At 68.3% G+C, this 18,974-nt stretch carries 18 protein-coding genes and 1 tRNA gene; 7 read left to right on the forward strand and 12 right to left on the reverse strand.

Annotation, left to right across the window (positions count from 1 at the left end; translation table 11 throughout):
• Positions 1–52: 52 nt before the first annotated feature.
• On the reverse strand, positions 53–670 hold the full coding sequence (locus tag GD1_RS06185) for a 4a-hydroxytetrahydrobiopterin dehydratase (RefSeq protein WP_307190335.1): 618 nt from the start codon (positions 668–670) through the stop codon (positions 53–55).
• Positions 671–769: 99 nt separating this feature from the next.
• On the opposite strand from GD1_RS06185, the gene GD1_RS06190 reads away from it, so the two are divergent.
• Positions 770–845, forward strand: a tRNA-Thr gene (locus GD1_RS06190).
• Between the two features lie 125 nt (positions 846–970).
• On the opposite strand, the gene GD1_RS06195 is transcribed toward GD1_RS06190, so the two are convergent.
• Both GD1_RS06195 and GD1_RS06200 read right to left on the reverse strand, forming a co-directional pair.
• The gene (locus GD1_RS06195) at positions 971–1,210 is read right to left on the reverse strand and encodes a DUF1272 domain-containing protein (RefSeq protein WP_059036374.1); all 240 of its coding nucleotides are present in this window, start codon (positions 1,208–1,210) and stop codon (positions 971–973) included.
• Position 1,211: 1 nt separating this feature from the next.
• Positions 1,212–1,664, reverse strand: a complete 453-nt coding sequence (locus GD1_RS06200; protein WP_059036375.1) for a PaaI family thioesterase — start codon at positions 1,662–1,664, stop codon at positions 1,212–1,214.
• A gap of 33 nt (positions 1,665–1,697) precedes the next feature.
• Between GD1_RS06200 and GD1_RS06205 the strand changes: the two genes are divergently transcribed.
• The 3 genes from GD1_RS06205 to GD1_RS06215 all read left to right on the forward strand — a co-directional run bounded on the left by GD1_RS06205 (position 1,698) and on the right by GD1_RS06215 (position 4,201).
• On the forward strand, positions 1,698–2,285 hold the full coding sequence (locus GD1_RS06205) for a TetR/AcrR family transcriptional regulator (protein ID WP_059036376.1): 588 nt from the start codon (positions 1,698–1,700) through the stop codon (positions 2,283–2,285).
• A 244-nt stretch (positions 2,286–2,529) separates the two neighbouring features.
• Positions 2,530–3,213 carry a phosphoribosyltransferase gene (locus GD1_RS06210; protein ID WP_059036377.1) on the forward strand — a complete coding sequence of 228 codons (684 nt, stop codon included), beginning with the start codon at positions 2,530–2,532 and terminating at the stop codon, positions 3,211–3,213.
• A gap of 109 nt (positions 3,214–3,322) precedes the next feature.
• Positions 3,323–4,201 carry a sulfurtransferase gene (locus tag GD1_RS06215; RefSeq protein WP_053777439.1) on the forward strand — a complete coding sequence of 293 codons (879 nt, stop codon included), beginning with the start codon at positions 3,323–3,325 and terminating at the stop codon, positions 4,199–4,201.
• Between the two features lie 35 nt (positions 4,202–4,236).
• On the opposite strand, the gene GD1_RS24960 is transcribed toward GD1_RS06215, so the two are convergent.
• The 6 genes from GD1_RS24960 to GD1_RS06240 all read right to left on the reverse strand — a co-directional run bounded on the left by GD1_RS24960 (position 4,237) and on the right by GD1_RS06240 (position 9,510).
• The gene (locus tag GD1_RS24960) at positions 4,237–4,407 is read right to left on the reverse strand and encodes a hypothetical protein (RefSeq protein WP_169798180.1); all 171 of its coding nucleotides are present in this window, start codon (positions 4,405–4,407) and stop codon (positions 4,237–4,239) included.
• A 69-nt stretch (positions 4,408–4,476) separates the two neighbouring features.
• Positions 4,477–5,574, reverse strand: coding sequence for an ABC transporter substrate-binding protein (locus GD1_RS06220; RefSeq protein WP_238403541.1), 1,098 nt, complete (start codon positions 5,572–5,574; stop codon positions 4,477–4,479).
• A 94-nt stretch (positions 5,575–5,668) separates the two neighbouring features.
• A complete protein-coding gene (locus tag GD1_RS06225; protein WP_059036379.1) occupies positions 5,669–6,472 on the reverse strand; it encodes an ABC transporter permease in 804 nt (267 codons plus the stop codon).
• On the reverse strand, positions 6,469–7,311 hold the full coding sequence (locus GD1_RS06230) for an ABC transporter permease (protein ID WP_083533909.1): 843 nt from the start codon (positions 7,309–7,311) through the stop codon (positions 6,469–6,471). Before GD1_RS06230 ends, GD1_RS06225 begins: the two co-directional genes overlap by 4 nt.
• Entirely contained in the window at positions 7,235–8,116 is an 882-nt protein-coding gene (locus tag GD1_RS06235; protein ID WP_059036380.1) for an ABC transporter ATP-binding protein, read from the reverse strand. The genes GD1_RS06230 and GD1_RS06235 overlap by 77 nt, the downstream gene beginning before the upstream one ends.
• A 77-nt stretch (positions 8,117–8,193) precedes the next feature.
• Complete coding sequence (locus GD1_RS06240; protein WP_059036381.1) at positions 8,194–9,510, reverse strand: DNA polymerase III subunit delta'; 1,317 nt, start codon at positions 9,508–9,510, stop codon at positions 8,194–8,196.
• Positions 9,511–9,682: 172 nt separating this feature from the next.
• Here GD1_RS06240 and GD1_RS06245 point away from each other — a divergent pair, with 172 nt between their 5' ends.
• A complete protein-coding gene (locus tag GD1_RS06245) occupies positions 9,683–11,143 on the forward strand; it encodes an adenylate/guanylate cyclase domain-containing protein (RefSeq protein WP_238403545.1) in 1,461 nt (486 codons plus the stop codon).
• A gap of 127 nt (positions 11,144–11,270) precedes the next feature.
• On the opposite strand, the gene topA is transcribed toward GD1_RS06245, so the two are convergent.
• From topA to GD1_RS06260, 3 genes are all read right to left on the reverse strand, one after another.
• Entirely contained in the window at positions 11,271–14,387 is a 3,117-nt protein-coding gene (gene topA, locus GD1_RS06250) for a type I DNA topoisomerase (RefSeq protein WP_059036383.1), read from the reverse strand.
• 243 nt (positions 14,388–14,630) lie between these two features.
• The gene (locus tag GD1_RS06255) at positions 14,631–15,212 is read right to left on the reverse strand and encodes a hypothetical protein (RefSeq protein WP_053777498.1); all 582 of its coding nucleotides are present in this window, start codon (positions 15,210–15,212) and stop codon (positions 14,631–14,633) included.
• A gap of 108 nt (positions 15,213–15,320) precedes the next feature.
• Positions 15,321–15,524 (reverse strand): cold-shock protein, encoded by a 204-nt coding sequence (locus GD1_RS06260; RefSeq protein ID WP_004022110.1) that lies wholly within the window; start codon positions 15,522–15,524, stop codon positions 15,321–15,323.
• 397 nt (positions 15,525–15,921) lie between these two features.
• On the opposite strand from GD1_RS06260, the gene sftH reads away from it, so the two are divergent.
• Together sftH and GD1_RS06270 are read left to right on the forward strand one after the other, a co-directional pair.
• Positions 15,922–18,279, forward strand: coding sequence for a DEAD/DEAH box helicase (sftH, locus tag GD1_RS06265; protein WP_059036384.1), 2,358 nt, complete (start codon positions 15,922–15,924; stop codon positions 18,277–18,279).
• Positions 18,280–18,376: 97 nt separating this feature from the next.
• A complete protein-coding gene (locus GD1_RS06270) occupies positions 18,377–18,910 on the forward strand; it encodes a hypothetical protein (RefSeq protein ID WP_053777447.1) in 534 nt (177 codons plus the stop codon).
• The last annotated feature ends 64 nt before the right edge of the window (positions 18,911–18,974 follow it).

An 18,974-nucleotide genomic window follows, 5' to 3' on the forward strand; every position in this document is an offset into this window, starting at 1 on the left:
GGTTTCGAGGGCGATCCGGTCTTGCCAGATTCATAGGCGTATCTCGTTACCCTCAACGTCGGCCAGCACCCACGCATTCGGGCGCAAACTCGTCGCTCACGAGGTGCCCACCGGCCGCGATCACAGCAGCCATCAAAGGCGACCGCATCATGGGAAACCCCATGGGCCGACGTGGGTGCGGCTGCGTTGCGGTTGCTCGGTGTCCATCTGTTGAAACCACACCGTCGGCAGGATGCCGTCGGGGTCCTCGAGATCGGCCATGGTGTTCGGGCTCGTCACGTAGGCCGGCGCCGCCCGCCAGAAGGGTGCGAGCGGCGATGTCGAGTGCGGCGATGTCGATGTCGACGCGCCCGAACGGGGCAGGGGTGCCGGCAAGCGTGAGCTCGGCGGCGATCGCCGCGATCGTAGTGGCTGGGGCGACGTCGGCCCTGGTGATGCTGCGATTGCTGTGCGTGCTCAGACGGATGTGCACCGCGCCGTATCGCAGGTCGATGTCGGGATGGCGATCGGCCCGCTCGGAGGCATCGATGATGCGGACGACAAAGGTGCCACCGGTGACCATGTTCCCGGTGCGGAATGACGCATGAGCGGCGTCGGCCATCACGCGCCAGGGGTCGCCGAGCTGCTCAGTGGCTTCGGCAGCGGTTACCGGGCTACGTGGAGCGGTCACGATCCGACGATACGACCTTGCATCGCCGACCGAGGCCCGGCCTGTTTTGGCTCCCCGAAGCCCACTCGCTATACTCGTGGGCGCTGCCTCGCGCAGCACGCCGCCCTAGCTCAGTCGGTAGAGCAATTCACTCGTAATGAATAGGTCAGGGGTTCGATTCCCCTGGGCGGCTCCACAGGGCAGACCCTATTTCTGGGTCCGGCCAACCCTCTCCGAACCCGCCCCGCGACGGCGTGCATCGTCCGCCGTGTTCCACGCGCCCCCGAGCCTTTCGGCCACCCGGGCAACGGTCAGATGCTCTTATCGGTCACGTCGACGACCGAACCGTCGCGCGATGCGCGCCGGCATCCTCGCGGCGATCGCGGCCGCTCCGGTGGTGCGCCGTGGGCGAGACACCAACTCGCCCCCGCAATTGGGGCAGGCATCGAGGGTGCCTCGGCAGTCGGTGCAGTAGGTGCATTCGTAGGAGCAGATCCATGCCTGGTCGTCGCCCGCCAGGGCGCCGGCGCAGAGTTCGCACTCGGTCTTCATCTTGAGCATGTCAGCCCACCTTGTAGTTGGCGATGGCCTTCGCCACGTTGACCCCACCGGCGGTGGTGATGTCGATGTCGCACGCCGTCAGGGTCGAGCCTCGGCGCAGAATGCGTCCCCGGCCGAGAAGATCCCCGGCCCGGGCAGGTTCGAGAAACTCCAGCGCGAGTGACGTCGTCACCCCGCGAAGTCGATCAGGAAGGTCGCGACCGCACCAGGCTGCGGCCATGGCGGCGATGTCGGCGAGGGCCGCGATCGCGCCGCCGTGAACCATGTCTTCGGTCGTGGCGAGCTCTTCTCGCCAGGGAAGACGAAGGAGCGCTTCGTCGTCGGAGAGGCTCTCGACCTTCACACCGAGAAGTCCGACGAATGGCGAGATGGGCAGGAAGAGGGACATCAGGTCGGTCCCGTTGCGGGCGATACTGCGGATCTGTTCTGGATTCACATACAGAGTGAATGTCACATGCAGTCTGTATGTCAAGGGTAGGATTGCGCCATGGTCACCTTGCGGACGTCCCGAGCTCTCGCGACTCGACAGCGGCTGGTCGACGTCGCGACAGATCTGTTCACCACACAAGGATTCGCTGCGGTCACGACGACCTCACTCAGCGAGGAAGCCGGAGTGACCCGCGGGGCGCTCTATCACCACTTCGCGAACATGACGGAGGTCATGGAGGCGGTCTTCACGCAGGCCGAGAGCTCCCTCGTGGAATCGGTGAGCCTTGCACTCGAGAGTGTCGACGGACCGCGGGAGCGCTTCCTCGCACTGGGCAAAGCCACCCTGGACGCACTCGCGCGTGACCCCCTGCTGTTGAAAGTCGTCTTCCGGGAAGCCCCGACGGCGCTGGGCTGGACGCGCTGGCGAGCCCTCGACAACGGCCGGTCGTTGGGCTTGATCCGGGGGCTCCTCGAGGACCTGGCGGAGTCGGATGCGCTTGTCCCCGGGGTCGATCCGGGGGTGGCCGCGCAGTTGATCCTCGGCGCCATCAACGAGGCCGGGATGCACGCCGCTTCTGGCGTGGCTGCCCCGTCCTCGGCTGCCGACCAACTCGAACTACTCTGCCGGGGCCTGCTACGCAGATAGTGGGCGGCAGCCGAGGGGCACACGGTGGGAAACGTGCCGCCACACCGTCAATTGCGAAGAGCCGGTGGGTAAGTCGGGTACACAGGGACCGATGGCGCCCTGTGATGGTGCTGGACCTCGGACCGGCCACGGCGCCATCGGAGGGCTCCGACGAGACAGTCCTGCCGATGACAGTCGATTCGCACGCTCCCCGGGCCGCAGTCCGGTGCTACCGTGAAAACTGATCCACCGAAGCGAGCCCGTCATGCATCGTCACGCCTTTTCCGAGCACCCGATCAGATTCCGGGATCGCGCGCATGCCGGTCGCATTCTCGCCCAGAATCTCGACCGCTTCACCGTCCACGACCGCGATCTGCTGGTGCTGGCCCTCCCCCGTGGCGGTGTCCCCGTCGGCGTCCAGGTGGCCGAATACCTCAGTGCGTCACTCGATGTGATCACCGTGCGCAAGGTCGGGGTGCCGTGGCGGCCGGAGCTGGCAGCGGCCGCGATCGCCGACGACGTCCTGGTCCGCAACGAGGACGTGATCCGCAAGGCCCGGATCGACCCGGTCGCGCTGCGGGATGCGATCGCCCGGGAACGGATCGAGCTACGACGCCGCAACCTGGCGTATCGCGCCGATCGTCCACCGGCCCCGGTGCGCGACAAGACCGTGATCGTGGTCGACGACGGCATCGCCACCGCTGCGACGATGCGGGCGGCACTCGCGGCGCTGCGCACGCTCGGTGCCGCGGAACTCGTGGCCGCCGTACCGGTCGGCCCCGCCGACACCCTCGCGGACCTGCGTACCGAGGTCGAGGTGGTGTGTCCGTCGTCGGTCACCCACTTCTACGGCGTCGGCGCATCCTACGACCACTTCGATCAGCTCTCCGACGACGACGTCCGGCTCTCGCTGGCCGGCGCCCGCCGTCATCGATATCCCGGATCGTGAGCGGTCACAAGGGTTGCCCGCAGTGAGATCGGTATCTGTGCGTGGGCGATTTGCCCGCTCCTACCATCGGCACTGCCGCTTGGCCCCCGTTTCCCGAAAGGCGACCCGAATGAGTTCCACCGTGCCCGCACTGGTCGACGTCGACTGGCTGCGTGACCATCTCGACGACGATGCGCTGGTGATCGTCGATTCCACGACCCACCTGCCCGTCCCCACCGACGGCCCGTACGTCCCCGAATCGGGAGCCGAGAGCTACCGCGCCGAACACATCCCGGGCGCACTGTTCGCCGACCTGCTGACCGACTTCGCCGACGCCGACGCCACGCAGCCGTGGACCGCGCCGGGCCACGACCGATTCGCCGCGGCCGCCGGGGCACTCGGGATCGGCGAGGGTGCCACCGTCGTCGTCTACGACCAGCACGACGGATTCTGGGCCACCCGCCTGTGGTGGCAGCTGCGGCTGGAGGGCTTCGACGACGTCGCCGTGCTCGACGGCGGCCTGCGTGCCTGGAAGGCTGCCGGCCTCGAGGTGACCGATGCCGAATCGACCCCGGTGGCAAGGACTTTCACCGGAGAGCACCGGCCGGGCCTGATCCGCTCGACCGCCGAGATCGCCGCCGCGCTCGACGACCCGGACACCCTGCTGGTGAACGTGCTCGACGAGGCCACCTACCGCGGCGAGGTCGACACCTATGCCCGTCGCGGCCATATCCCGGGCAGCATCAACTTCCCGGTCTTCACGCTGCGTGATGCCGAGACCGGCGCGCTGCGGGCGATCGACGACCTGCGGGCCGAATTCGAGAAGGCCGGTCTGCTCGACACCGACCGGACCGTGGTGACCTACTGCGGCGGCGGGATCGCGGCGACCGGCGTCGCCCATGCCCTGGCCCTCGCGGGTCGCGACGACGTCGCGGTCTACGACGGATCGATGACGGCCTGGGCCGGCGATCCGGAGCTCCCGCTGGTGACCGGGGACTCTCCGCGATGAGGTGACGGGACGCCGTCCCGCCGGCAAAGCCCAGCTCAGTCGGCGTCGGCGACCTCGGCCGCGTCGCCCTCGGTCTCCTCGCCGGCCGAGTCGTCCTTGGCCAGCGGGTCGTAGCCGGGAACGCCTTCGAGCACGGTGAGCTCGTTGTCGATGGCGGCCTCGACCGCCTTCGCGTCTTCCTTGAGCTTCTTGATGAAGTCCGACATGCTCACTCCTGCCTGCGGGGCCAGTCCTTTCGACAACTATAGGGTGGCCCCGCCGGCAGGATGGCACCGCTACTTCTTGAGGTCGGGATTCTCCTCGTAGACCTCCTTGACCAGGGACATGTCGAAGAGCTGCTCGGGCTTGATGGTGTACCCGGCCTTGGCGAGGGCCTCGATGTTCGACGCGATCAGCTCGTCGGTCATCGTGAGCAGACCGTTGGCCTTGGTGTCGTCGGAGACGACGAGGGTGTTCTGGGCGATGGCCTGCTCGGTCTGGTTGGCCTCGTTCAGGCCGAGATCCTTGCCGTAGGTCGTGACGGCCAGGCGTGCCGACCCGGCGGGATCGGCGACGGCGTCATACCAGCCCTGGATGTCGGCCTTGAGGAAAGCCTTGAGCTTGTCACGCTCGTTGTCGATGGTCTCCTGTCGCACCACCAGGGTCTCGGCGACCAGCGGCAGGTCGAAATCGGCGAACAGGAAGTTGGTGTTGTCGATCCCCTTGTCCTTCAACTCGATCGGCTCGTTGGTCACATACGCCACCCAGCCGTCGACCTGACCGGTGGTCAGCGGGGTGGGGTCGTACTGGACGGTGATCTTCTCGACGTCGGACTCGGTCATACCGTTGGCGGTGAGCAACGCCTTGAAGACGTTCTCGTTGGATGCCTGCACACCGATCTTCTTGCCCTTCATGTCCTCCGGCGAATCGATCGGGTTGGAGGCCAGCGACATGATGCAGAACGGATTCTTCTGGAACGTCGCGGCCACGGTCTTGAGCCCGGCGCCCTGCAGCACGACAGGTGCGGTGAGCTGCGGGGCGGTCATACCGATCCACACCTTGTTGGCGGTCAGACCGGTCTCCACACCGGTACCGGCACCGCCGCCGGTGATCAGTTCCGGTGTGCCCACCCCGGCGGCCTCGTAGTAGCCCTTGTCCAGAGCCCAGTATTCACCGGCGAACTCGATGTTCTTCTGCCACGACAACTGCACCTTGGGGTTGGTCGACGACGCGCCGCTGCTCCCGGAATCGCCACTGCTGCACGCCGACAAGGTGCCGGCCACGCCGAGCGCCCCGGCCGCACCACCGGCCATCAGGGTGTAGCGCAGGAACGAGCGGCGGTCGAATCTGCGGCTGCGTCCGCCGATCGGCGCAGACATGGGCGACTGTGACATGGTGAGGTCCTTCCTCGATCGGGCCGTACGGCCCTGGGTTCAACACACGAGGGCCACGCTGCCCGGACTGTTCTCTTCTGCCCCCCCGACAGCTTCACTCCTGCTGCATCCCCATCTGGGCGAGTACCACCGTCTCGAGCACACCGACGACGGCGTACAGGATGATCGAGGCCACCGTGATCACCAGCACCGACGCCCACAGCTGGTCGTAGGCTGCGGCCGGAAGTGCCTGCTGCAGAGTGGCTCCCAGACCTTTGTTGGTGCCCAGCCACTCGGCGACGGTCGCACCGATGATCGCGCCGGGCACCGACACCTTGGCCGCACCGAACAGCGACGGTACCGCCGACGGGATCGCCGCACGCCGCAACGCCGTCCAGCGGCCACCGCCGTAGACGCTGATCACGTCGTCGAGTTGCCTGGGCGCGTTGGCGAGTCCGGTCATGATCAGCACCAGCGCCGGGAAGAACACCACGATGCCGCCCATCACCGCGACCACCGCCACCCCACGTCCGACGACCAGGGTGATCAGCGGGGTCATCGCGACCAGCGGCACCGATCGCAGCAGCATCGCGATGGGCATGAAGGTCTGCGCCGCAGGTCGTGACACCACGAACACCGCGGCCACCGCCACCGCTGCGACCATACCGGTGACGAATCCGATCGCGGTGTCGGTCAACGTGATCCACAGATCAGCGAAGGTCTCCGACCGCGCCTGTGCCGCGTCGGGATCGGTGAACAGATAGGCGAACACATCGCCCGGGGTGCGACCGATGATCGGCCCGATGTCGGGGAAGGCCAGCAGGAACAGCCACCAGATCACCAGGATCAGGACGAACGACATCAGCAGCGAGCCGAGGAACCGGGCCACCGACCACATACTCGCGAGTCCGGCAGTCATCCGAGAACCGCCACGCCGGTGGACCAGCGGGTCGCGAACCGGGCGACCACCGCCACGATCGCATAGCCGATACCCGCGATCACCCCGCACAGCAACGCGATCGCCCACACCTGCGGAATGTCACCGGCCTGCTGCGCGATGATCATCGTCGGACCGGCCCCCTTCTCCGGCATCGCCAGGAACTCGCCGAGTACCGCGCCGAGCACCGCGGCGGGCGCGGCGATCTTGATGGCGGCCAACGTGTTCGGCAGTGCGGCCACCGACCGCACCCGCCACAGCTGGGTGAACCGTCCGCCGCCGTAGACCGTCACCAGGTCGATACCGGCCTTCTGCGGCGACCGCAACCCCGACAGCGTCCCGATCATCGTCGTGAAGAACACCGAGATCGCCGCGAGGAACACGATCATCGTCTGCACCTGCGCGAAGGCCACCTGGATGATCGGGGCCACCGCGATGATCGGCGTGCAGTAGGAGATGATCGCCAGCTGCGTCGCCAGTCCCTCGACCGGCGGGAACAGGATCACCGCCACCGCCAGCACGATCGCGAGACCGTTGCCCCACAGGAACCCCGCGAACGCCAACTGGATTGTCGCCGAGAAGTTGTCGATGTAGAACTGGATGCCACGGTCGCCGATCGCCGCCAGCACCGCCCACGGCGTGGGGATGGTGCCGGAGAACCATTCGAGGGCACCGGCGATCCACCACAGGCCGATCAGCCCGACGATGCCCACCGCACCCGTGGCCCAGCGTCCACCGGCGAACCTACCCACCCACGACCTCCGCCGCACCGGCGACAGCCGCACGATCCGACGACCCCGAACTGTCCGGCGCCACAGCATGTTCCGACGACGCGGTGCCGAACAGCAGCCCGGACAGATGATCGTGGATGGCATGGAACTCCGGGGTACGCATCATCTCCGGGGTCCGCGGACGGGGCAGGTCGATCGGCACCACCTCCACCACCCGGCCGGGCCGCGGACTCATCACCGCGACGACGTCGGAGAGGAACACCGCCTCGGCGATCCCGTGCGTGACCATCAGCGTGGTGGCCGGCTTCTCGGTCCAGATCCGCAGCAGCTCGATGTTCAGGCGCTGCCGCGTCATGTCGTCGAGCGCGCCGAAGGGCTCGTCGAGCAGCAGCGCCGTGGGCCGCACGACCAGTGCGCGGGCGATCGAAACACGCTGGCGCATACCGCCGGAGAGCATCGCGGGCTTGGCCTTCTCGAACCCGGTGAGCCCGACCAGCTCGATCAGGTCGGCCACCAGGTCGTCGTCGGCGGGCATCCGCCCCACCTGCAACGGCAGTTTGATGTTGGACTCCACCGACCGCCACGGCAGCAGCGCCGAATCCTGGAAGGCGATGCCCAGCTCATGGTTGCGTTGCAGATCGGCCGGCGACTGACCGTTCATCAGCGCGGTACCGGATGTGGGTTCCTCGAGTCCGGCCAGGATGCGCAGCACCGTCGACTTGCCGCACCCCGACGGCCCGAGCAGCGAGAGAAAGGCCCCCTCCGACGTCTGCAGGTCCACGTCGGACAACGCGGTCACGGCGGAACCACCACGCAGCGTGCGTGTTCGGAAAGTCTTGGTCAGACCGGAGATGTCGAGCCCGGTGCCCGGAGGGCGCGGGTGCACTGGTGCCATGGGTCGCCACGTTAGGAGTCCGGTGTTGCTGTCGGATTACCGATTCGTAACCCTGTGTGGAGCGGCCCGAAAGGGGTCTAGACGCGCTCCCCCGACCGCATCGCCTGACCGATCCGGGCCACCATCGCGTCGACGGCGAACTTCGGTTTCACGTTGACGTCCAAGGCCTCTCGGCAGTCGAGTACGGCCTCCACACACTGCAGCAGCTGTTCGGGGCCCGCATAGGAGGCCATCGGCCCGACGAGGTCGTCGGCCTTGTCCGGGTGCATGGCGGTGACCTGCGCACCCATCGACACCACCAGCGCGTCGCGGAACAGGGCGGCGAGATCGACCAGGGCGCGGTCGAGGACGTCGCGACCGACGCGGGTGGCCCGCGACTTCTGCCGCTTCTCCAGATCCTTGAGCACCCCGGCGGTGCCGCGGGGCGCACGGGCGGTGCCCTTGCCGGTTCCGCCGGCGCCGAGCGCGGTCTTGAGTTCCTCGGTCTCGGCCTCGTCGAGCGCGGCGCTGATCGCCTTGGCCGCGGCATCGGCCGACCGCACCAGTTCCTCGGCCGCCTTGTACGCGGTGGAGTCCCGGGTGGCCGCCCGCGCGATCCCCAGGGCCGACTCGCGCTGCGCGCGGGCATCGGCGTCGGTGGCCAGTCGCTTGGCCCGGCCGACATGTCCGCCGCACACCGAGGCCGCCCACCGCGCGGCGTCGGGGGCGATACCGTCCCGCTCCACCAGCACCCGCTCGATGTCGGCGACCGACGGACTGGTGAGGGCGACGTGGCGGCAGCGCGAGCGCAGGGTCACCGCGATGTCCTCCGGATCGACCGACGGCGCACACAACAGGAACACCGTGCGCGACGGCGGCTCCTCGACCACCTTCAGCAAGGCGTTGGCGGCCTGCTCGGTGAGCCGGTCGGCGTCCTCGACGACGACGATCTGCCACCGTCCGGTACCCGGCCGGCGGGAGGCGAGCTGGACGATCTCACGCATCGAGTCCACCGACAGGCTCAGCCCGGCGGGCACGATGTGCCGGACGTCGGCGTGGGTGCGGGCGAGCACCGTGGTGCAGGCGCGGCACTCACCGCAGCCGACGATCTCCGGATGCCGGCACTGCAGGGCCGCGGCGAAACACGTCGCGGCGATCGACCGGCCGCTGCCGGGCGGGCCGGTGAACAGCCAGGCGTGGGTCATCGACGCGCGGGTACGGGCCTCGATCTCCTGTTCCAGGTCTCCGCCTGCCGCCTCGCCGGGAGCATCGTCGTCGGCGGGCGCGAACATCGAGACCGCACCGGCCGCGGACTCGTCGAGCCGGTCGGCCAGCGCGCGGGCGGCACGGGCGGCGTCGGCGAGCTCGGCGATGATGGCCTGCTGACCGATCATCCGATCGAAGACATTTGTCACAGCCACCACCCTAATCCGCAGTTCGGACACTTCCGCCTGCACATATCGCGTTTAACAATTGCAAGCAGCCAGCTACCGTGGTTGGGTGGTTGAACGCCGGTCACGCCTGTCGAAGGCCCAGCACACTGCTCGCTGGCTGGCGCACACCCCGTGGCCGATCCTCGCCCTCGACATGCTGCGGTCCAACCTCGTCGGCGCATTGTTCACCTTCGCGTTCCTCCGGTTCGGCATGCCCGAGTCCGATTCGTTCCGATTCAACGAGATCACCGCACTCAACCAGGCCATCTTCGCGACCTATCTGGTGGTGGCGATGGTGGTGGGTGCGGTCCTCAGCATCCAGCTGTCGCTGCCGGTGCTGATCTGGCACCGCCGCAGATCCCGCCTGGACAACCAGGGCGCCCGCAAGCGGGCCCTGCAACTACCGATGTTGCTGTCGGCGGTCAACGCCGGCATGTGGGTGGTCGGTGGCGTGCTGTTCACCTGCGTCAACCTCACCGTGTCCGGGCGCGATGCCTTCATCGTCGCGATGGCCAGCTGTATCGGCGCCCTCGTCACCTGCGTGCTGAGCTTCCTGCAGTTCGAGAAGGTGCTGCGGCCGATCACCGTCGCCGCGATGGCCAACAACCCCAACAATGCGATCGCCCCCGGTGTGACCACCCGGATCACCGTGTTCTGGGTGATCAGCGTGGTGGCGCCGATGCTGGTGATCGTCGGCCTGATCACCATGCAGCGCCTGCACTACATCCAGACCGACGCCGACGGCCTGATGCGACCGATCCTGTGGATGGCGCTGTCGGCGCTGGCGTTCAGCCTGCTGGCGATCGTCCGCGTGGTGACCGCGATCAACGACCCGATCAAACAGCTCCGTCGCGCCCAGGCCAAGGTCTCCGAGGGCGACCTCAACGCATCGGTGAAGATCTACGACGCCACCGACATCGGCGAGCTGCAGGCCGGCTTCAACGACATGGTCGCCGACCTGCGTGAACGGCAGCAGCTGCGCAACCTGTTCGGCCGATACGTCGGCGAGGACGTGGCCCGCCGGGCCATCGAGATCGGCACCGAACTCGGCGGCGAGGAACGCTACGTCGGGGTGCTGTTCGTCGACATCGTGGGGTCGACGCGGCTGGCCGTCAACCGCCCGCCCCGCGAGGTGGTGGACCTGCTCAACGAGTTCTTCCGGGTGGTGGTGGCCGTCGTCGGCCGGCACGGCGGGTTCGTCAACAAGTTCCAGGGTGATGCCGCTCTGGCGATCTTCGGTGCGCCCCTGGACCTCGACGACTTCGCCGGACGGGCCCTCGCCTCGGCGCGGGAACTGCGCCAGGAACTGTACGAGACGCTCGGCGACACCGACATCGGGATCGGGGTGTCGGCGGGCAAGGCGATCGCCGGGCACATCGGCGCCGAGGCCCGCCTGGAGTACACGGTGATCGGTGACCCGGTGAACGAGGCAGCCCGCCTGACCGAACTGGCCAAGGACGAGCCCACCCGTGTGCTCGGGTCGGCGCGCGCGGTGTTCCTCGCCTCCCAGGAGGAGGCCACCCACTGGTCGATCGGGGAAGGCGTGGAACTACGCGGCCGCGGTATCGAGACGCTGCTCGCCCGTCCGCTCGGGCTCGAGACCCAGATCCCGTAACCCCGGAGCCCGTAACCCCCGCAGACCCCGTCATCCCCCGGGCGTCATCCACCGGGCATCGGGTCCGGACGGCCGGGATCGGCCCGGAGACCCGGGCCGATCGCCGTCTACTCGGTCCGGCGTCTGCTCAGTCCGTCGTCTTCTTTGCCGGCGCCTTCTTGGCCGCGGCGGTCTTCTTGGCCGCAGTCGTCTTGGTCGCTGCGGTCTTCTTGGCAGTCGTCTTCTTGGCGGTCGTCTTCTTGGCGGCGGTCTTCTTCGCCGCGGTCTTCTTCGCCGCGGTCTTGGTGGCCGTCTTCTTCGCCGGGGTCTTCTTGGCGGCCTTCTTGGTCGCCTTCTTGGTGGCCGGACCGCGCGAACGGCGGTCGGCCAGCAATTCCATCGCCCGCTCGACGGTGATGGTGCCGACCTCGTCGCCCTTGCGCAGCGACGCATTGGTCTCACCGTCGGTGACATACGGCCCGAACCGGCCGTCCTTGATCACCATCGGCTTGCCCCTGACCTCGTCGTTCCCGAGTTCACGCAGCGGCGGCGCGGCGGCCTGCCGGCCACGACGCTTGGGCTCGGAGTAGATCTTGAGCGCCTCGTCGAGGGTGATCTCGAAGATCTGGTTCTCGGTGGCCAGCGAACGGGAGTCGGTGCCCTTCTTCAAGTACGGACCGTAACGGCCGTTCTGGGCGGTGATCTCCTCGTTCGACGCCGGGTCGACGCCGACGATACGCGGCAACGACAGCAGCTTGAGCGCCTCGTCGAGGGTGACCGTGGAGATGTCCATCGACTTGAACAGCGATCCGGTGCGCGGCTTGGGACCGGCGGCCTTCTTCGCGGTCTTCTTTGCCGCCGTCTTCTTGGCGGCGGTCTTGGTCGCGGTCTTGGTGGCCGTCGTCGTGGCACCGGTGCCGGCCGGGGTGTCGTCGAGCGGGACGATGTCGGCGTCGGCACCGCCGTCGCGCGGGGTGGGACCGGCCGGGATGGTCGCCGGTGCCGGGGCGGCTCCACCGTCGTCGGTGTCGTCGTCCTCCGACGGCAGCACCTCGGTGACGTACGGCCCGAAGCGGCCCTCCTTGGCGACGATCTCGTTGCCGCTGACCGGGTCGACACCCAGCGAGCGCCCCTCCTGCGGGGTGGCGAACAGCTTCTCGGCCACGGCGAGGGTCAGCTCGTCGGGGGTCATGTCGGCGGGCAGGTTGGCACGCTGCAGGTCGGGCTCGGCGTCGGGTCCCTCGGCGACGTTGCGCTCCAGGTACGGTCCGAACCGGCCGACGCGGACGTACACCGGACGGCCCTGCTCGTCGTCGAACAGGCGGATCGAGTTGACCTCGCGGGCGTCGATCTCCTCGAGGTTCACCCCGACGAGCTTCTTGAGGCCGCCGTGCTTGGCGATCTCGGAGCCGGCGATCTCCGCGTCGTGCTGGGCGTCGGGGGCGGTATCGCCGAAATAGAACTCGGTGAGCCAGCGGGTGCGGTTCTCCTGGCCGTTGGCGATCTGGTCCAGATCGTCCTCGAGGGAGGCGGTGAAGTCGTAGTCCACCAGGCTCTGGAAGTAGGCCTCGAGCAGGCCGACCACCGCGAACGCGATCCACGACGGGACCAGCGCGTTGCCCTTCTTGATGACGTAGCCGCGGTCCTGGATGGTGCCGATGATCGAGGCGTAGGTCGAGGGACGGCCGATGCCGAGTTCCTCGAGCACCTTGACCAGCGAGGCCTCGGTGTAGCGGGCGGGCGGGTTGGTGGTGTGACCGTCGGCGGCGAGCTCGGTGGCGGTCAGCGCCTGCCCCTGGGTGAGCACCGGCAGCCGGTTCTCGGCGTCGTCGGCCTGGCCACCGGCCTGGTCGTCGACGGTCTCGACATAGGCCGACAGGAAGCCCGGGAAGGTGATGGTCCGGCCCGACGCGGCGAAGGTACAGGTCTCGCCGGAGGTGGCGGTGCCGCCGATCCGCAGGCTGAGCGTGGTGCCCTTGGCGTCGGCCATCTGGCTGGCCACCGTGCGCTGCCAGATCAGCTCGTACAGCCGGAACTCGTCGGTCTCGAGCTGCCCGGCCACCTGACCGGGGGTACGGAAGGTCTCGCCCGCCGGCCGGATCGCCTCGTGGGCTTCCTGGGCGTTCTTGACCTTTCGCGTGTACTGCCGCGGGGTGGGGTGAACGAAGCTGTCGCCGTACAGTTCTCGCGCCTGCGCCCGCGCGGCGTTGATCGCCGACTCGCTCAGCGTGGTGGAGTCGGTACGCATGTAGGTGATGAAGCCGTTCTCGTACAGCCGCTGCGCGATCCGCATGGTGCGGTCCGACGAGAAGCGCAGCTTGCGGCCGGCCTCCTGCTGCAGGGTCGAGGTCATGAACGGCGCATAGGGGCGTCGGGTGTAGGGCTTCTCCTCCACCGAGGTGACGGTCATCGCCGCACCGTCGAGGGCCGAGGCCAGGGCGGTGGCGCGGGCCCGGTCGAGCACGATCACACCGTCGGTCTTCTTCAGCGCACCCTGCGGGGTGAAGTCGCGGCCGGTCGCCACGCGGGCGTCGTCGACCGACACCAGCCGTGAGGTGAACGTGCGGGGGGTGGTGGAGGCGTCGGCACCGACGTCCATCACCGCGTCGATGTCCCAGTAGTCGGCGGAGACGAACGCCATCCGCTCACGTTCGCGCTGGACGATGATGCGGGTGGCCACCGACTGCACACGGCCCGCCGACAGCTTCGGCATGACCTTCTTCCACAGCACCGGCGACACCTCGTAGCCGTAGAGGCGGTCGAGGATGCGGCGGGTCTCCTGGGCGTCGACGAGGTCGATGTCGAGGTCGCGGGGATTCTCCGCGGCGGCACGGATGGCCGGTTCGGTGATCTCGTGGAAGACCATCCGCTTGACCGGGATCTTGGGCTTGAGCGTCTCGAGGAGGTGCCAGGCGATGGCCTCCCCCTCGCGGTCACCGTCGGTGGCGAGGTAGAGCTCGTCGACGTCGCGCATCAGCGACTTGAGTTCGGTGACGGTGCTCTTCTTGTCCGGCGACACCACGTAGAGCGGTTCGAAGTTGTCGTCGACGTTGACACCCAGGCGTGCCCAGGGCTGGCCCTTGTACTTGACCGGGACGTCGGCCGCACCGCGGGGAAGGTCCCGGATGTGCCCACGGGAGGACTCCACCACGTAGTTCGACCCGAGGTAGCCCGCGATCTTGCGCGCCTTGGTGGGCGACTCGACGATCACGAGCCGGCGGATCGCCTTGCCACTGGAGGTGGTCGTGGTGCTGGTCTCGGCCAACGCGGGTCCTTCGCTTCTGAACCGGGCCGCGCGGGCTCGGTTCGGGTGTAGTCAGTTCGGTTTGTACCTCATTATTAGTGCCGATTGCACATCGCAATTCCCGGTCCCCGCCGATCATCGCCTATGGCGGCGCCGGAAACCACCGAAGATCCCCTGGTCAGGGGACACTCGACGGGGTCATGTCGCGACCGGAAAACCGATGGGACTCTCTTCGGAAATGCTCGGATGTGCGCGCGGCGCGGCTCACCACTGTTCGCGCGGCCACTGGTCGACGGCCGACGGCGACGGTGGTGCACCGACGTACTCGGCGAGTCGTTCGAGCCGGCGGCGGCCGGCCACGCGCAGGGCCGGCGTCTGGCCACGGGTGCCCACCAGGGTCGGCGCGATCCCGGCGCGCATCAGCGCGGTGGACAGCAGGGCATGGGAATCCGGGCAGTGCGGGTCGAGGCCCAGCAGATAGTGATCGACATCACCCCGACCGGAGGCGAGGGCCCAGAACCGTAGGGCCCGCGGGGTGGGCACCCAGCCGGTCGGCATGGTCTTCACCGCCCCGGTCGACCAGGCACGATGCAGGTCGTCGAGTCGGTGGTCGACGGTGGTGCGGGCGAGCGGACTACCCTCCTCCGACACCGCGACGTCGGCGTCGAGGCCGGTCGTGCGGATCTCGGCGACGATCGCCTCGGCCCGCCACCGGGCGTCGACGACGACCGAGACGCGCGTGCCGGACTTCGAGAGCATCGACTGTCCGGTGCCGGCCAGGAGACCGGCGAGGTCGTCGATGACCGGATCATCGGTCTCCGCCGAGAAGAACGCCAACTGGCCCACGGCCATGACCCTACTGCCCCACCACACAAAAAACCGCCCCCGGCCTGGAACCCCAGGTCAGGAGCGGTTTTCGATCGAGTAGCCGGGTGGCTACATCGTCGGCGAGTCTCAGACGGCGCGAACGCCGGTCGCCTGCGGGCCCTTGGTGCCCTGACCGACCTCGAACTCCACGCGCTGGTTTTCTTCGAGGGTGCGGAAACCGGATCCCTGGATCTCGGAATAGTGGACGAACACGTCGTCGGACCCCTCGTCAGGCGCGATGAAGCCGAAGCCCTTCTCCGCGTTGAACCACTTCACAGTCCCCTGTGCCATTACTGCATTCCTTTACATACATTCCATCTGACGCGATGCGAGGTGACCCCGCACCGCGGCCGGTCTGACCGCCATACCTCGAAGAAGCTCCGCCCGGTCGAAGACGACCCGGCGGAGGTAAAACGCAGTACCACGGCTGCAACCCGATTCCCCCAACACACCGCAGTGACGATGCACCGGAAGAAGCTGCGGCCGAGGACAGTCAATCACGTTCGGCGCGCCAGCGATAGTCAAGAGTCCCACCGTGCGCGAAAAGGCTGTGATTTCTTCCGCAGATGCCCCTGCCTGTAACATTCTCGAAGATGACGCGCCAGATACGGCCCATACCGATCAGGTCTCGAATCCCCGCCCGGCGAGCAAATTCCGGGCTCCGACGCCCCTGATATCCCTCGATCAGATGACTCCCCACACTTTCGGCACCGACCTTCTCCGTCGATCTCTCGCCGGAACCGGAACGGACTCCGGTCCCATCACGCATCTGTCCGTCATCCCCACCCGCACAGCACGTTTCGCCGAGTGGCCGGAGTGGGTCGACGACGCGGTCCGGGAGGCGTTCATCGATTCCGGTATCGACCGGCCGTGGATCCATCAGGCGCAGGCGGCCCAACATGCCGCTGCCGGACGTCATGTCGCGATCTCCACCGGCACCGCATCCGGAAAGTCACTGGCGTACCAGTTGCCGATTCTCGATGCGATGGTGCGTGATCAACGATCGACCGCGCTCTACCTCGCTCCGACAAAGGCTTTGGGCGCCGATCAGATCCGTGCGGTGACATCGCTGATCGCCGGGCGACCGGCGTTCTCCCATCTGGCCCCGTGCGCATACGACGGCGACACCGATCCCGAGATCCGCCACTGGGCGCGCATGCACTCCCGGTGGATCTTCACCAACCCCGACATGCTGCACATCGGCATCCTCACCGGGGTCTTCGCCGGCGGCGGCGCGGCCGGTCCCACCCGCGGCCAGTGGCGTGGCTTCCTGCGCAACCTCCGATACATCGTCGTCGACGAATGCCACCACTACCGCGGGGTGTTCGGCGCACACACCGCGCTGGTACTGCGGCGGCTGCTGCGTCTGGCACGCGCGTGCGGGTCCGACCCCACCGTGATCGCCGCGAGCGCCACCGTCGCCGACCCGGCCGCCGCGCTGACCCGGCTGATCGGCGAACCGGCGGTCGGCGTCACCGACGACGGCTCCCCGCGCGGCGAGCGCACCATCGCCCTGTGGGAACCCGACTTCGTCCCCGGGGTGACCGGCGAGAACGACGCCCCGGTCCGCCGGTCGGCCGGTGCCGAATCCGCCCGGCTGCTGGCCGATTTCGTGATCGAAGGTGCTCGCACCCTCTGCTTCGGCCGGAGCCGGCGCGGCGTGGAGATCACCGCGCTCGGCGCACGAGAGGCCTTGTCGCACAGCGCACCCGACCTGGTCGACAAGGTGGCCGCCTATCGCGCCGGATATCTGGCCGATGATCGCCGGCGACTCGAGCAGCAGATCTCCGAGGGCGAACTGGTCGGCGTGGCCACCACCAACGCCCTCGAACTCGGCGTGGACATCAGCGGACTCGACGCGGTGATCATCGCCGGTTACCCCGGAACGGTGGCGTCGTTCTGGCAGCAGGCGGGGCGCGCCGGACGTCAACGCACCTCCGGCGACGCCCTGGTGGTGCTGGTGGCGCGCGACGACCCGCTCGACACCTACCTGGTGCATCATCCGTCGGCCCTGCTCGACACCCCGGTCGAGGCACCGGTGTTCGACCCGCGCAACCCCTACATCCTCGGCCCGCACCTGCTGTGTGCGGCCACCGAGTTCCCGCTGCAGGACACCGAGATCGACGCGTGGGGTGCCCGGGACACCGTCGACGAGCTCACCGCCCAGGGCCTGCTGCGCAGACGCAAGGCCGGCTGGTATCCCGCGGCCGGAGTGGATCCGCACGGCGACATCGACATTCGCGGCGGGATCGGTGGGCAGATCCTGATCATCGACCAGACCACCTCCGAACTGCTCGGCACCGTCGACTCCGGCCGCGCGCCGTCGAGCGTGCATCCCGGTGCCGTCCACATCCACCAGGGCCGCAGCTACGTCGTCGACGAGCTCGACCTCGACGACGGCCTGGCCCTGGCGCACCCCGAGGAACCCGACTGGACGACGTCGGCGCGGGAGACCACCGAGGTGGTGATCACCGAGATCATCGACCAGGCCACCCACGGTCCGCTGACCGTCGCCCTGGCCGACGTGGACGTGACCCACCAGGTGGTCGGCTACCTGCGCACATTGTTGTCGGGGGAGGTGCTCGACGCCGTCGCACTCGACATGCCGCGCCACACCCTGCACACCCGCGCGGTGCTCTACACCCTGCCCGACGACGAACTCGCCGCCCTCGGCATCGACGCCACCCGGCTGCCCGGTGCGCTGCACGCCGCCGAACACGCCGCGATCGGACTGTTGCCGCTGATCGCCACCTGCGACCGCTGGGACATCGGCGGTCTGTCGACCAGCAGCCACCCCGACACCGGCCTGCCCACGGTGTTCGTCTACGACGGCCACCTCGGCGGGGCGGGCTTCGCCGAACGCGGCTACACCGAGTTCGCCACCTGGATCGCCGCCACCCGCGACGCCGTCCGGGCCTGCGGCTGCGACAACGGCTGCCCGTCGTGTGTGCAGTCCCCCAAGTGCGGCAACGGCAACGACCCGCTCGACAAGGCCGGGGCCGTACAGACGCTGTCGGCGATCACGGGGTGGCTGTCGGGGACCTGATCCCGGGGCCGATCGCGGACCCGGTCACCGGCGACGCCCCGCACGCCCACGGGACACCCTCTACGCGAACGGGATGACTTTCGGCAATACTGGTCCGATGCATGACCGGTTCTCCGGCGGCGCGGGCCCGTCACCGATGATTCTGCGCGCCCGCCCGGTGTATTTCCTGCTCGCCCGGCCGACCCAGGACGTCGACCGGATGCCGTCGACGATCGGCGAGTGGGACGTCTTCGACTCCGAGGCGCAGGCCCTCGACGCCCTCGACATCCACTACGCCTGGTGCGCCGTACGTCACGGCGGTCACGCCCTCGCCGACACCGCGCAGTGGTACCTGCAGAGTGCGATGGTGGGGCCACGGATCAATCCCGGTCTCGGCGAGGTGTACCTGGCCACCGCCGACCACGACACCGACGAGGTGTGGGCCGCGGCCGGCGGCTTCCTCACCGAGGGCGAGGTGGTGCACTGGGCCCCGTTCGTGCAGGCCGTCCGTCCCCGCGTGCGCACCGCCACCGGCGGCGGACTCGAACTGGCCTATCGCGGCGACACCGACGTGCACTTCGGGCAGGTGTGGTTCGCCCCGATGCACTCCACCCGCGTGTACCCGAAGCGGATCGTCGTCGACACCGTGTGACCGCACCACGCAGTGAACCGAACCACGCGGTGATCCGAACCACGCAGTGAACGACCCACGCAGT

It is taken from the genome of Gordonia desulfuricans NBRC 100010 (genome assembly GCF_001485495.1).
Lineage (GTDB): Bacteria > Actinomycetota > Actinomycetes > Mycobacteriales > Mycobacteriaceae > Gordonia > Gordonia desulfuricans.

What these genes read in the sequence shown, in the direction of transcription:
- GD1_RS24960 (WP_169798180.1), bottom strand. Translation starts at nt 4,407, where the DNA reads ATGTCGGACTTCATCAAGAAGCTCAAGGAAGACGCGAAGGCGGTCGAG.
- GD1_RS06210 (WP_059036377.1), top strand. Translation starts at nt 2,530, where the DNA reads ATGCATCGTCACGCCTTTTCCGAGCACCCGATCAGATTCCGGGATCGC.
- GD1_RS06225 (WP_059036379.1), bottom strand. Translation starts at nt 6,472, where the DNA reads ATGACTGCCGGACTCGCGAGTATGTGGTCGGTGGCCCGGTTCCTCGGC.
- GD1_RS06270 (WP_053777447.1), top strand. Translation starts at nt 18,377, where the DNA reads ATGCATGACCGGTTCTCCGGCGGCGCGGGCCCGTCACCGATGATTCTG.
- GD1_RS06235 (WP_059036380.1), bottom strand. Translation starts at nt 8,116, where the DNA reads ATGGCACCAGTGCACCCGCGCCCTCCGGGCACCGGGCTCGACATCTCC.
- GD1_RS06230 (WP_083533909.1), bottom strand. Translation starts at nt 7,311, where the DNA reads ATGCTGTGGCGCCGGACAGTTCGGGGTCGTCGGATCGTGCGGCTGTCG.
- GD1_RS06220 (WP_238403541.1), bottom strand. Translation starts at nt 5,574, where the DNA reads ATGTCACAGTCGCCCATGTCTGCGCCGATCGGCGGACGCAGCCGCAGA.
- GD1_RS06205 (WP_059036376.1), top strand. Translation starts at nt 1,698, where the DNA reads ATGGTCACCTTGCGGACGTCCCGAGCTCTCGCGACTCGACAGCGGCTG.
- GD1_RS06215 (WP_053777439.1), top strand. Translation starts at nt 3,323, where the DNA reads ATGAGTTCCACCGTGCCCGCACTGGTCGACGTCGACTGGCTGCGTGAC.
- sftH (WP_059036384.1), top strand. Translation starts at nt 15,922, where the DNA reads ATGACTCCCCACACTTTCGGCACCGACCTTCTCCGTCGATCTCTCGCC.
- GD1_RS06195 (WP_059036374.1), bottom strand. Translation starts at nt 1,210, where the DNA reads ATGCTCAAGATGAAGACCGAGTGCGAACTCTGCGCCGGCGCCCTGGCG.
- GD1_RS06245 (WP_238403545.1), top strand. Translation starts at nt 9,683, where the DNA reads ATGCTGCGGTCCAACCTCGTCGGCGCATTGTTCACCTTCGCGTTCCTC.
- GD1_RS06260 (WP_004022110.1), bottom strand. Translation starts at nt 15,524, where the DNA reads ATGGCACAGGGGACTGTGAAGTGGTTCAACGCGGAGAAGGGCTTCGGC.